The 12,711-nt window shown below is 72.0% G+C and carries 9 protein-coding genes; 3 read left to right on the forward strand and 6 right to left on the reverse strand.

All coding sequences use genetic code 11. The features are described from left to right. Nucleotides 1–84: 84 nt before the first annotated feature. Entirely contained in the window at nucleotides 85–624 is a 540-nt protein-coding gene (locus OG738_RS40505) for a hypothetical protein (RefSeq protein ID WP_329049048.1), read from the forward strand. A gap of 375 nt (nucleotides 625–999) precedes the next feature. Here OG738_RS40505 and OG738_RS40510 read toward each other — a convergent pair whose 3' ends face one another. From OG738_RS40510 to OG738_RS40520, 3 genes are all read right to left on the reverse strand, one after another. Further along, nucleotides 1,000–1,779 carry a class I SAM-dependent methyltransferase gene (locus OG738_RS40510; protein WP_329049050.1) on the reverse strand — a complete coding sequence of 260 codons (780 nt, stop codon included), beginning with the start codon at nucleotides 1,777–1,779 and terminating at the stop codon, nucleotides 1,000–1,002. 69 nt (nucleotides 1,780–1,848) lie between these two features. Beyond that, on the reverse strand, nucleotides 1,849–3,171 hold the full coding sequence (locus OG738_RS40515; protein ID WP_329049051.1) for a jacalin-like lectin: 1,323 nt from the start codon (nucleotides 3,169–3,171) through the stop codon (nucleotides 1,849–1,851). Then, complete coding sequence (locus tag OG738_RS40520; protein WP_329049053.1) at nucleotides 3,168–5,021, reverse strand: phosphatase PAP2 family protein; 1,854 nt, start codon at nucleotides 5,019–5,021, stop codon at nucleotides 3,168–3,170. Before OG738_RS40520 ends, OG738_RS40515 begins: the two co-directional genes overlap by 4 nt. A gap of 293 nt (nucleotides 5,022–5,314) precedes the next feature. On the opposite strand from OG738_RS40520, the gene OG738_RS40525 reads away from it, so the two are divergent. Continuing rightward, nucleotides 5,315–6,700, forward strand: a complete 1,386-nt coding sequence (locus OG738_RS40525) for a serine/threonine-protein kinase (protein WP_329049055.1) — start codon at nucleotides 5,315–5,317, stop codon at nucleotides 6,698–6,700. A 3-nt stretch (nucleotides 6,701–6,703) separates the two neighbouring features. Here the strand turns inward: OG738_RS40525 and OG738_RS40530 are convergent, their stop codons facing one another. The 3 genes from OG738_RS40530 to OG738_RS40540 all read right to left on the reverse strand — a co-directional run bounded on the left by OG738_RS40530 (nucleotide 6,704) and on the right by OG738_RS40540 (nucleotide 11,483). Continuing rightward, nucleotides 6,704–7,759: a LacI family DNA-binding transcriptional regulator gene (locus OG738_RS40530; protein ID WP_329049057.1), complete on the reverse strand. Its 1,056-nt coding sequence runs from the start codon at nucleotides 7,757–7,759 to the stop codon at nucleotides 6,704–6,706. 149 nt (nucleotides 7,760–7,908) lie between these two features. Next, nucleotides 7,909–9,234 (reverse strand): serine/threonine-protein kinase, encoded by a 1,326-nt coding sequence (locus OG738_RS40535; protein WP_329049059.1) that lies wholly within the window; start codon nucleotides 9,232–9,234, stop codon nucleotides 7,909–7,911. Between the two features lie 218 nt (nucleotides 9,235–9,452). Then, a complete protein-coding gene (locus OG738_RS40540; protein WP_329049061.1) occupies nucleotides 9,453–11,483 on the reverse strand; it encodes an AMP-binding protein in 2,031 nt (676 codons plus the stop codon). Nucleotides 11,484–11,511: 28 nt separating this feature from the next. Between OG738_RS40540 and OG738_RS40545 the strand changes: the two genes are divergently transcribed. Continuing rightward, nucleotides 11,512–12,606 carry a protein kinase domain-containing protein gene (locus tag OG738_RS40545; RefSeq protein WP_329056985.1) on the forward strand — a complete coding sequence of 365 codons (1,095 nt, stop codon included), beginning with the start codon at nucleotides 11,512–11,514 and terminating at the stop codon, nucleotides 12,604–12,606. The last annotated feature ends 105 nt before the right edge of the window (nucleotides 12,607–12,711 follow it).

Genomic DNA, 12,711 nt, shown 5'->3' on the forward strand with positions numbered 1-12,711 from the left:
ACTGCCGTCGAAACGGTTGCCGACGCCACCGCGCCGGCCGGAAACTGCGCGAGTAACGATCACCGTCCAGACAGGAGTCTTCTGTTGCGCAAGTTCTCCTTTTCCCGTGGCCGGATCGCCGCTCTGTCGCTCGCGCTCGCCTCGCTCAGCGCCGTGGCCCTGCCCGGGCCGGCGTCGGCCGCGCCCCGGAGCGACGAGGGAAGCTGCACCGTCGTCCTCAGCAAGGATCGCGACCCGCAGGGTGACTCGAAGGTTCTGGCCAAGGCGTGTTCGACGGTTTCCGCCGCAGACGCCCACGCGAAGGCCACGGCGGCGGCGACCCGAGCCCGCGGTGGCTTCGCCCCGGCAGACCTCATCCTGCTTCAGGAATACACGGACGCCGACTACAAGACGCTGAGCTACACCTTCGTGGCCGCCGATCCGTGCGACAGCTCGGGGTACACCCTCACGAACTACTACCAGGTCGGGCAGTACGTGTCGTCCATGCGAGGCTCCAACGGCTGCGCCCGGGCGGTATTCACCGACTACGCCGACTGGACCGACCACGTGATCCACGCTCTGCCGATCAACTACCTCGGCGAATACTGGAACGACAACGTCAACAAGGTGCACTTCTTCAACTGACGCCTTCGGTGGGGGAGGCGTCCTCCCCCACCGAACGTCGCTTCCTGCAGCCGGTGAAGACGACGCACGCCGCGGCTGGTCGAAGTCCGAAGGCTCCCGGCATCTTCGCCGTCGCGCGCGGCGGCCGGTCGCGCACCTGCCCGGGCCCGGCGCCACGCGACCGCCGACGAGCTGCGTGCCACGCCGGCCGAGCTGGTCCGCCGCCGGACGCTCGGTTTCGACAGCGCCACCACCACGGTCCGGAAGTTGGAGCTGGTAAGCGCGTTGCGCACCCGGTCAAAGCCCGCTTCGTGCCGGTGGACGTCGCGTAAGGCCCGCACCCTGATGGCCCGGGACGTCGGCGGGCCGTGACGGAACTCGGAGTGCGGGTCGCTGCTACAGCGGTGGCGTGTGAGCGGAGTGCGGTGCGAACGCCGTGGCCAGGACCCGCCGCAATCCGTCGAAGGTCGCCAGGACTCGGTGGGCCTCCTCTTGCATCGACCGCATCGCGCGGTCGTCGCCGGCGTCGAAGGTGAGGGACTCCTGCCACAGAGCCTGTTCGGCCGGCCGCCACGCCGGCTTGTCGGCGACCTCGACGTTCACGAATCCGGCGCGCGGCAGCTGCGTGCGCAGATCCACTTGCCGCAATCGCGGGGCCAGCCGCTCGTCGCCGGCGTCCACGGCCTCCCAGCAGGTGACGACCAGGCGTCCGCCGGGCAGGAGAACCCGACGGCACTCCCGCAGCGCGGCCGGCTTCGACTCGGCGAACTGCAGGGAGTCGACGATGAGCACCGCGTCGACCGACGCCGTGCTCAGACCGGTGCTGCCCAGCTCACCCACCCGGAAGTCGGCTCGATCCGCGAGCCCCAGCGCCTGTGCCCGACGCCGAGCGTGCTCGACCGCGACCATCGAAAAGTCCAGCCCGACCACCCGGGAACCGCTGCGCCGCGCGATCTCCAGCCCATACCCGCCACGACCGCACGCCAGATCCAGCAGAACCTGCCCAGCACGCAGGCCGAGCGCCTCCACGACCTCGTCGAGCCCGGCCCCGCCCAGCAGGCTGGTGGACTGCAGGCCCGGTGGAAGGCCCAGCACGCGCCGCACGAGTTCGTCGGCTACCGGCGATTCGATCCGGTCCGCGTACCAGCGGTCGAACTCCGCAGCACTACTCGTCACCTTCCGACCATCCCACATCCCGCCAAGCCCGGCGGCGCGGCACGGTGACCACGTTTCCCACCGCGAGTTCTAGCGCCGGGTGTACACGAAGCCGAGCTTGTCGACCTCGTCGCCGGTACGGCCGTGGAAACCGGCGATCTGCCAGCCGTCGGGCGCTGTCCGCGTGACGCAGTCCGAGGTCACCGAACCTCCCGCGAGCACGCGGCCGAGGTTCGTCGTGAACCGGGCCGAGAAGATCCGCGTGTGGCCGTCGTAGCTGCCCTGGCACAGGGTCGCCGACGTGAGGTACTCGGTGCTGCCCAAGACCAGCGACGTCGCCGTTCCGCCGGTGCCGCCGTGGGCCAGCGTGCGGCCGTCGTCCAGGGTGACGGCGACCTGGTCGAGCCGGGATCCGCTGCGCAGCGCGAGGGTGCGCACCCGGGCCGCCGCCGGGACGTCGTCGGTGAAGTAGTCGCCGTGCGGGCCGCCGAACTGGTCGGACAGGCGGAACGCGGGGTTGCGGGTCCAGCCGAACGTCGTCGTGACGGGGTCGTGGTCGGAGAGCATCCGGCCCTGGTCGTCGAGGAACTTCGCGTGTTCGTTGTCGTACGACGTCGCCTTCAGGGAAATGAGCTTGCTGCCGCGGTAAAGGACCTTGTCGACGACCTCGCAGTCGTTGGTGACCGCTTGCTCGTCGCAGACCAGCGCCGGGCTGCCCGGCGCGGGAGCGGCGCCACCGCGCACCAGCTGGATCCAGGCGTCGGTGAGGCCGTTGTCGGCGGCGAACCCGGCGATCGTGTCGGCAGCGCGGGTGTAGCGGGTGTTGGTGTCGCCCATGACGATGACGGCGTTGCCCGCCGAATGCGTCTTGATGAACCCGGTCAGCTGAGCGAGGTTCGACGCGCGGGACGCCTCGTCGCCGTCGTTGGTGCCGGCGTTCGTGTGCAGGTTGTAGGTGTCGACGTAAACCCCTTCGGCGAGCCGCACGCGCAGGAAGGTGAAGCCCTTCGGCGTCAGGCAGTCCCCCGAGTCGAGCTGGCACGACGTCCAGTGCACGCGCTCGAAGTCGCCGGTGTCGTAAGGCAAGGACGACAGCGAGTTCAGCCCGCTGCCGATCCCGGCGCCGCCGCTGGTCGGGGTCCGGTACGCGTGGGTATCGGTGGAGTAGAGCGCGGCGTGGTAGTTGAAGTCCTCTTCGACGTGCACGAGGTCGTACGCGCCGATCCGCCGGCCGATCTCGGTGGTCGCGGACTGCCGCGGTGTCGGGGCGCTGGAGATGCCCTCGGGCAGGCCCGCGACGTTGTAGCTCAGGACGGAGAAGCTGCCCCCGTCGGCGGTGTCGGCGTGCGCGACGGCCGGGGCGGCGGCGGACAGCACCGCCGCGACCGTCAGCGCGGCAAGGCGTTTCTTCACGGTTTCTCCTGCAGGATTCGGACGGACATTCCGGTCGGGGTGTAGGTGGCCACCGCCCGCAGGCCCGGGCGGTCGACGGTGATCTCCGCGAACCGGCCGGACAGCCGGCGCGCGGTGAGAACCTGGACGCGCCCCCGCGGGCACGACGGGTGCACGACGAGCTCGAGGACACCGCCCGAGATCGCGATGGACCCGTCCGGGGCCGCAAGCAGGTCGCCGGCACGGAGGACGAGCCGGCCGCCGGTCTGGTGGTAGCTCCGCACGCGAAGGCCGTGGTCCGTCCGCAGCGTCCCGTCGCGGACCTCGACCGGTCCGGTGCCGAGCGCGCACGGCGAAGAGGCCACCAGCGTTCCGGCCTCCAGCCGGGCTCCGCCGCGGAAGCGGTTCGCGCCGGTCAGCGTGAGCGTTCCGCTGCCCGCCTTGGTCAGGCCGCCGGCGCCGTCGATGTCGTTGCGCCAGCTGTCCTGCGCGGAGAACCCGCCCCGCGCCGCGTCCAGCACGACGCGGACGTCGGCGTCGAACGCGCCGTAGCCGTCGGCCGCCGCGAAGAGGTTCAACCGCCCCCATTGCTCGGGGCCGTCCAAGACCGGGTCGGGGAACGCCGTCGTGCGCAGGACTTCGCGACGCTGGGCCGCGTCGAGGTAGGGCAGCCGGGTTTCCAGCAGCACCTCGGCTCCCTTGGGCACGGTCGTCGGCGTCCGGGCGGACGGCCGCGGCAGTCCGTAGGCCGAGCGGAACGCCACCATCGCGCCGTTGGCCTGCCGGTCCGCGTATTCGTCGGTTCCGGTGTGCGCCCGGGTGTAGAGCGTGTCGGCGGTGGTGCCGGTTGCCGCCGTCAGGTAGCGGAGCGCCTGCTCGCGAGCACCCGTCTTGAGCGCCGCGTTCTGCGGATCGGCGAGGGTGGCGGCGGCGAGCGCGGTGGCGAGGATCCGGCCGCCGACGACGTCGAGCGGCGAGTGCATCCCGGCGGTGATCCGCGTGTCGGAGAGGTCGTACGCGCGGGCGACCAGCTCCTGGAACCGTTCCGGGATCGCGTACGCCAGCGCGAGGCAGGCGAGGTGGAAGGCGTTGGTGTGCCCGCTCGGGTAGCCGGCGTCGTCCACCGGCGCCGTGCCGCGCTGGCGCAGCAGCTGCGGCGCGACGACCACATCGGACTGGTACACCGGGAACCCGAGTGCGTCGACCCGGCCGGTGTCGACCACCCGGCTGTCGGCGTTCAGGCGCCACGGCCGCGGGTACTGGTAGGCGTACTTGCTCGGGTTGCCCGAGGCGTACGGGCCGCGCAGCGTGTCGACGAGCCGGGCGACCAGGCCCAGCTCGGAATCCTCCGCCCCGGCACCCAATGCCGATCCCGGGGGCGCGTCCGCGGGGACGGCGTCGTCGATCTTGGTCGCCGGCGTGCCTTCCGGAGCGGACGTGATCCCGGTGACGGCTTTCGCGCCGGTGCGGTAGAAACCCGCGAGCGGGCCGAGGCCGCCGATCGCCGCGTAGGACTGGTGCTGCCGGTCGAAGACGAAGGCGCGCTTCGCCTCGGCTTCGGTGCGCCGCCGCGTGACGGCGACGACGTGGTGGACGTTGGCGCGCAGGACGACCGGGTCGAGCACGCGGCCGCCGTCCCACGTGGTTCCGGTGCGCCAGAAGCGCTGCATGCCGGTCAGCGCCCGGACGGCCGCATTGGTTTCGGGAGTCCGGTTGTCCGGGACGTTCGTGCGGTAGCTGTCGACGAAGGCCAGAATCTGCGCTTCGGCCTCGGCCGGAAGAGCGCCGAGCGCCGATCCGGCGACGACGCCGGCGGGAACGAGCGCGGACCAGCGCAGGAAATCCCGCCGGCCCCAGGTGGTCGGACTCACTTCGTTCTCCTGTCGCGGGAAGCGCAGTCGCCGGGGAAGTGCGAGCGCTCAGCGATGATCAGCGGGCCGGCTCGACGCGTCAAGGCCCGGAAGACGGGATTCGCCGATTGGTCACCCCCGCGACGTCCGAAGAGCGAAATCGTCTTGGATTCGACGGATTTTCGACGGCCCGTCGTCGAATTTCGCCGATTCGCTCCCGACGGCTCCGAAGTCTGCTAAGAATTGCGTGCGCCGCTTCGACCGCATTCGGTTCACCCGCGTTCGGCGCGGTATTCCGGCGAGGGTCGCGAGGGGTGGCGTTGGCGTTCGAGGAGCGCATGGTCGGCGGCCGGTACCGGCTGCTCGGGGAGGTCGGCCGGGGCGCGATGAGCGTGGTCTGGCGGGCCCGGGACGAGCGGCTCGACCGGCTGGTGGCCGTCAAGCAGCTCCTGCACGATCCCGCGGCGGACGTCCACGCCGTGTTCGCCGGCTGCGAGCGAGCGGTGCGGGAAGCCCGGCTGACGGCCCGGCTGGGGCACCCGCACGCGATCGCGGTCCACGACGTGCTCGAGGACTGCGGCTCGGTCTACCTCGTGCTCGAGTACCTGGCGTCCCGGTCGCTGACCGACCGGATCGTGGCGGCCGGTCCGCTGCCCGCCGCCGCAGTGGCCGGTGTCGGGCACCAGATCGCCGCGGCACTGGCCGCCGCGCACGGGAGCGGCATCCTCCACCTCGACGTGACCCCGAACAACGTGCTCGTCGCCGACGACGGCACCGCGAAGATCGCGGACTTCGGCATCTCGCGCGCGCTCGGGGACGCGGCGCCGGGCGGGACCGGGGTCGTCGCCGGCACTCCCGCCTACCTCGCCCCGGAGATCGCCCGCGGCGACGAGCCGGGGCCCGCTTCGGACGTGTATTCGCTGGGGGCGACCCTCTACACCGCACTGGAAGGGGCGCCTCCGTTCGGCGCCGACGACGACCCCGTGGCTCTGCTCCACCGGATCATCCACGACGACCCGGCCCCGCCCGCTTACGCGGGCCCCCTCGCCGACGTCGTGCTCCGGCTGCTCGCGCGCGAACCCGGAGCACGACCGTCGATGCCCGAGGCCGTCGGCCTGCTGGCGGCCCTCGGGACTCCGGCCGCCGACGTCCCTTCTCCTGAACACCGCCGCTGGTCGCTCATCGCCTTCGGCCTTGCCGCCGCGCTGGCGGCCGGAGTCGGCTTGTCACTGGCGTTCACCGACCATGCCGAACCTCCGGGGCTCGCGGCGCGGCCGCCGACCACGATCACCGCGGACCACACCGTCCGGTCCACCACCACCGCCGCGTCACCGCCCGCGGCTCCTCGTCCTTCGCGCGTCTTCGCACCGCGCGAGACGGCGGACGCGGCCGGCTGCTCGGCACGCTACGAGCTGACGAACTCCTGGCCCGGCGGCGCCCAGGCGCGGGTCACGGTGCACAACGACCGGACGTCCCGCCTCACCGGCTGGGTGGTCTCGTGGACGGTGCCGGCCGGCACCGACATCCGCGACCTGTGGAACGGCACGCTGGCCCGCCGCGGTGCCACGGCGACCGTGGGCGACGCCGGCTGGAACGCCCTGCTCGACGAGAACGCGTCGACTTCGTTCGGGCTCACCGAAATCCGGACGGCCGACCACGGCCCGCTCCCCGTCCTCACTTGCCGGCCGGCCGGTCCCTGAACCTCACCTCGGAGCGCGGGCGGTCGTCTCCCCCACCATGACGCGCGGCGCCAGCAACTCGACGCCCGTGGTGGACCGGCCGTCCAGCTGCAGCGCCGCCCTCTCCACCGCCAGCTCGCCGAGGGCGCGCGCCGGGATCACCACACCGGTGGGCCGCAGGCGCTGTTGCTTCGCCACGGTTTCCGAACTGACCGCGACGAGCGAAAGGTCCTCGGGCACCCGCAGCCCGCGGCGATGCACCGCGGCCAGCACCAGGGGAAGCGCCTTCTCGTTGTCGACGACCAGTGCGGTCGGCGCCGCCTCCGCGAAGAGGCCGTCCAGGCACGCGGTGATCTCGGCGGCCGAGGACGAGCACGAGCCCGACGCGGCCCGCATGCCGTGCCGAGCGGCGGCGGTGGTGACTCCTTCGAGGAAGCGCGTCGCGTAGCTGATCTTGCCGAGGTAGGTCTCCGGCGGCGGTCCGATGTGGACGACCGACCGGTGGCCGAGGTCGGCGAGGTGGGTGACGCACGCGGCCCCGGCCGCACGGAAGTCGAGGTCGACGCAGGTCAGGCCGTCGGGCCGGTCGGGCACGCCGACCAGCACCGAAGGCTGCCCCGCGGTGAGCAGGATCGGCAGCCGCGGGTCGTCGGCGGCGACCTCCATGACGATCACCGCGTCCGCGAGCGCGGCGGACGTCACCCGCCGCAGACCCGCGATGCCCTCGTCGTGGGTGACCAGCAGCAGGTCGAAATGCCGCGCGCGGGCCGCCGCGGCCGCCGCGGCGAAGAACTCCATCTCCGTGCCCGTGTTCTCGCCGCCGCGCAGCGGCACGGCCATGGCCAGCACCCCCACGCGCTGGGACACCATCGCCGAAGACCACGGCCGGCGCTGGTACCCGACCTTGCGGATCGTCTCCTCGACCAGCCGCCGCGTCCGCGGCGAGATCGGCCGCTTCCCCGTGATCACGTAGGACACCGTGCTCGGCGACACCCCGGCCGCTTTCGCGACGTCGACGATCGTCGCCGCGCCGCTGCCGGGTTCCGTCGTCTCGTCCGCCGCGTCGCGGGGTTTCACCATGGTTGCGAACTTTCTGGGCGACCCATTGTCCGGTTCGTTGTCCGATCGGGCGTTAGCGCTAACACGAATGCGTGAACGCGAACGTTAGTGTTCGCGGGAGCCGCCGGTCAAGCACGGTTCAGCCACGGGATCGACGCCCCGGCCGAGCGTCACGCGGCCGGGCGGCAGCCGGTGACCGGGATGCCCTGGACCCCGCCGCGGCCCGAAGCCACGAAGCCGAACGTGGTCGACTCGCCCGGCTTGAGCAGCGAGTTCCAGTCCGCGCTCCCGACGGTCGCGGTCGCACCGGAGGCCAGCAGCGTGCCGTCCCACAGGTCGTCGATGCTCGTGCCGCGCGAGGGCCAGTCGACCGTCCACCCCGCGATGCCGGACGGCCCGGAGTTCCGCACCGTCACCAGTGCCTGGAAGCCGCCGGGCCAGGACTTGACCACCTGGTAGCGGGCGGCGCAGGTACCCGGTTCCGGAGTGCCGCTCGCGGCCGGCGGCGCCGAGACGAGCCGGCCGGTCGTGGCCCCGGAGGTGGCCCGGCCCGCCGCGACCCCGATGACGGCGGCCGCGCCGGCGACGACGACGGCGGCCACGGCGACCGCCGAAGTCCGCCGTGATCGACGGCGGCGTCCGGGCGGTACCGGGGCGGTCCGTTCGAGTACGGGCGCCACGGAGACGCCCGCCGCCCGGCGGCCCAGCAGCAGTTCCGTCTCCGCCATCGTGGGCCGCGCCGCCGGATCACGGCGGAGCAGGCGGCACACGGCGTCGACGACCGCTCCCGTGCTGCGCGGAGCGCGGATTTCGCCGTGGGCGACCCGTTTCAGGAGCGCGAGCTGGTTCTCGTCGGTCCCGAACGGCGGGCGGCCTTCCAGCGCCGTGTAGAGGGTCGCGCCCAGCGAGAAGACGTCCGACGGGAAGCCGGGGACCCCGCCGTCGGCGACCTCGGGGGCGAGGTAGGCCGGCGTGCCGACGACGAGGCCGCGTCCGGTCATGGTGCCCTCGCCGTGCGCGTGCGCGACGCCGAAGTCGGCGATCCGGGCGGCTCCGTCGGCGGTGATCAGCACGTTGTTGGGGCTGACGTCGCGGTGCAGGATGCCCGCGGCGTGGGCGGCGGCCAGCGCCGAGGCGAGCTGGCAGCCGAGTTCGGCGACGTAGTCGGGCGAAAGCCGGCCGTGCTGCTCGACCACCTCGGTCAGCGTCTCGGCCGGGAGGTACTCCATCACCAGGTAAGACGTGGCTTCGTGCTCGACTACGTCGTAGACGACGACGGCGTGCGGGTGCCGGAGACGCGCGGCCAGGCGGGCCTCGCGGATGATCCGGGCGCGGTCCGAGGCGGCGGCGTCGAGCGAAGGGTCGCGGTACAGCTGCTTCAGCGCGACGACCCGGTCGAGCCGTTCGTCCTTCGCCCGCCACACGGCACCGGTCGCCCCGTGCCCGGCCCGCCCGAGCACGCGATAACGCCCGGCGATCACTGCGCCTTCGTACACGAGCCCGTGCCTCCCCCGAGTTCGGTCGTCCATCATCGGAAGATACGGCCGGAACGCCTCACCGGTTCGACGAACCGGCCCATTCCGTTGCGCCGAGTGGCGGCCGTGGAGCGAATTCGTCGAATTCATTTCACCTGGTGGGAGCGGGCCATTCACGGGACCCCGCTACGGACGAATCAGGAATTCGGTTGTGTCGAAACGATAACGAACAAGACGCGTCACCAGCGGTACGTGCGGCGCAGCTCCTCCTTGACGACCTTCCCGGTCGCATTGCGCGGCAATTCGTCGACGAACACGACGTCCCGGGGCACCGCGAAGCGGGCGAGACGCTGACGCACGTGGGCGCGAACCGTATCGACGTCCAGGTGCGCGCCGGCGGCGAGCACGAGATACGCGGCCACTCGCTGGCCGTACCTGGCGTCGCGGACGCCGACCACGGCCACCTCACGCACTTCGGGGAGCGTGAGCAGGACTTCCTCCACCGACACCGGTGCGATGTTCTCGCCGCCGGACACGATCATGTCGTCTTCGCGCCCCTCGACGAACACCAGGCCGTTGGCGTCGACGTACCCGCGGTCGCCGGTGTCCATCAGCCCGTCGCGGACATCGAGCTCCGCGCCGTCGGTGTACCCGTCGAACAGCAGCCGGTTGCCCACGTAGAGCCGGCCGGCCGCGCCGGGTGGCACCGGTTCACCCGCGCGGTCGAGGATCCGGATCGCCGTGCCGATCGGGGGCCGGCCCGCGGTGCTGCGGGCCGCCCGCAGGTCGCGCGGTCCGGCGATCGCCGCCCACGACACCTCCGTCGAGCCGTAGAGGTTGTAGAGGATGTCGCCGAAGCTGTCCATGAACTCCTCGCCCAGCCGGCCCGGCAACCCCGCGCCGGAGCTGGCGACCACCCGCAGCGAGGACAGGTCGTAGCGGTTCCTGGTCGATTCCGGCAGGTCGAGCAGCCGTCGCAGCATCGTCGGCACCGCGAACAGCGCCGCGCAGCGCTGCCGCTGGATCATCGACAACGTCGCTTCCGCGTCGAACCGCCTGGGCAGCACCAGGCCGGCCCGCAGCGCCATGCCGAGCTGGAGCGCGGCCAGGCCCCAGGTGTGGAACAACGGCGCGGCCACGAAGATCGGCTCCCCCGCTCGCAGCGGTATCGCCGAGAGGACCGCGGCGGCGTCGGCCGCGCTGTGCGGGGTCGGGCGGCGCGCGCCCTTCGGCGGACCGGACGTGCCCGAGGTGAGCACGACGAGACGTCCGGGCTTGCGCGGTGGCGCGATCTTGGTGAGCGGCTGCGCCTCGATCAGGTCTTCGATGGTCGGGCCGCGCCACCCGCCGTCGGGTGGCCAGGTCCAGATCAGCGGAACCTCGGTCGGCAGGTGACCGCGCAGGGCCGCGAACTCGGCGTCGGCCAGCACCAGCTGCGAGCGCTGGCGCCAGGCGAACTCGGCGACCTGCCCCAGTGCCAGCCCGGTGTTCATCAGCGCCACGTCCGCGCCCAGCTTGCTGCAGGCGATCATCGATTCGACCATCGCGCCGTGGTTGCGGCACATCAGGAGGACCCGCGAGCCCTGCGTGATCTCGTACCGTTTCAGCGCCACGGCCAGCCGGGTGGTGCGCTCGTCGACCGCACCGAAGGTCCGGTCGGACCGCTCGTCACTGAGCGCGAGGGACTCGGGCGCGCGGCGCGCGACCGACTCGTAGCCACCGGCCAGGGTGGAGCCCCACCGGCCCACCGACCGCAGCTGCCGCAGAGTGCGGGTGGGCTGGGCAGGCGTGAGGACACCGGCCCTGACCAGGATCCGCGCGAACTCGCGCTTCGCCGGACGCGGCGGGAGCGGGTACGCGGCCGGGACGCCCCCGAGGTGGTCGCTCATCGCGTCGATCGCCTCGAGGATCCGCCGGCGGATCTTCGGCACCGCCGGCGCCCGGCCGTCGAGCACGGTGAGCAGGACGGTGATCGCGCACCCGCCGGGCACCGAACGCAGGACGACGGACATCCGGTGCTGCCTGCCCTGCACGCTGGACCAGGCCAGGTGCTCGTCCTTGCGGTGGACGAAGATCTCCACCTCGTCCTCGCCGCCGGCCCGGTACCGGTAGCGGGCACCCCGGCCGACGGTGCTCGAAATCCGTTCACACCAAGTGATCCCGCGGACGAACCGCGAGTAGAGCTCGGGTCGTCCCACGATCGTCCACACGGCCGAGGGCGGGTGCGGGACCGTGACGTCGACTTCGATGAGCTCCGGTTCCGTCGACATCGATTTCGGCACTCCTCGGCGGTCGCGAATGCGGACTTCGGTCTTCACCGCCCCAGCCGACTTCCCCGGCGCTGAGCATCCGATTCCCCGGAGGCCCTGTCAACACGGACCTGAGCGTTTCGACGGATTCAATCGCGAGCAACCCGCCAGAACAAGCGAACCGCCGAATCCTTCACGTTCGCCTCACACACCGGAGCCCGAATCCCCATCCGGTCATCGCCGCTCGACCGATCGGCTCAACCTGTTCACCGATTCGCCGAACCAATCTCCCCGCGCAGCCGTAGTCCTCGTTGACGCCGTCGACAGCGGAGGGGGACACGGGGTGGCATCGAGGAAAAAGCTCGCCGGCCGATACCGCTTGCTCGATCGAGCCGACGGCGATCCGGCCGGTTCCGCGTGGCGCGCGAAAGACGAATTGCACGACAGGTTCGTCACCGTCAGGCACCTTTCGGCGACGTGCCCCTTCGATGCCGCCCATTCGGACCGCGCTCGCGCCAAAGCGATCCGCGACGCGCGGGTGGCCATCCCGCTACGGCATCCCCATGCGGTCGTCGTGCACGACGTGTTCGAACTGGACGCCACGCCGTACGTCATCACGGAGTACCTGGCCGCGCGGACCTTGACCGAGGTGATCGCGCAGCGAGGAGGTCTCGCGCCCGGTGGCGTCGCCGAACTCGGTGCGCAGCTGGCTTCGGCGCTGGCGGCCGCGCACGCGCAAGGCATCTCCCACCGCGGGATCAGCCCGGACCGCGTACTGGTCACTTCGGACGGCACGGCCAAGATCGCCGACTTCGGACTGGGACCGGGCGCCTTCGTGGCTCCGGAAGTGGCCGCCGGCGCGACCGCGAGCTTCCCGGCGGACGTCTACTCCCTCGGCGCCACCCTGCACGCGGCACTCGACGGAGCGCCCGCCGGCGACCCCGTCGTCGACGCCGTGCTGCGGCTGATGCGACCGCAGCCGTCGGCACGGCCCACGATGGCCGAAGCCGAGCGGATGTTCGCCGGCCTGACCACGCCTCGGCAGCCGGTCGACGCGAGCGCGAACCGGGCCCGCTTCGTGCTCGCCGCGGCGGCGCTCGTCGTGCTGCTGGGTGCGGTCGCCGCCGCCCGTCGGCCGGGCTGATCGTCGCTCAATTGTCATCCTGTCGACGACTTCACACTTGTCATCGATGCGATGACATGTTAGAACGGTGGTGCGTGTTGACAACCAGACGTGACGACTTCTGGA

The organism is Amycolatopsis sp. NBC_01488, assembly GCF_036227105.1.
Classification (GTDB): Bacteria; Actinomycetota; Actinomycetes; order Mycobacteriales; family Pseudonocardiaceae; genus Amycolatopsis.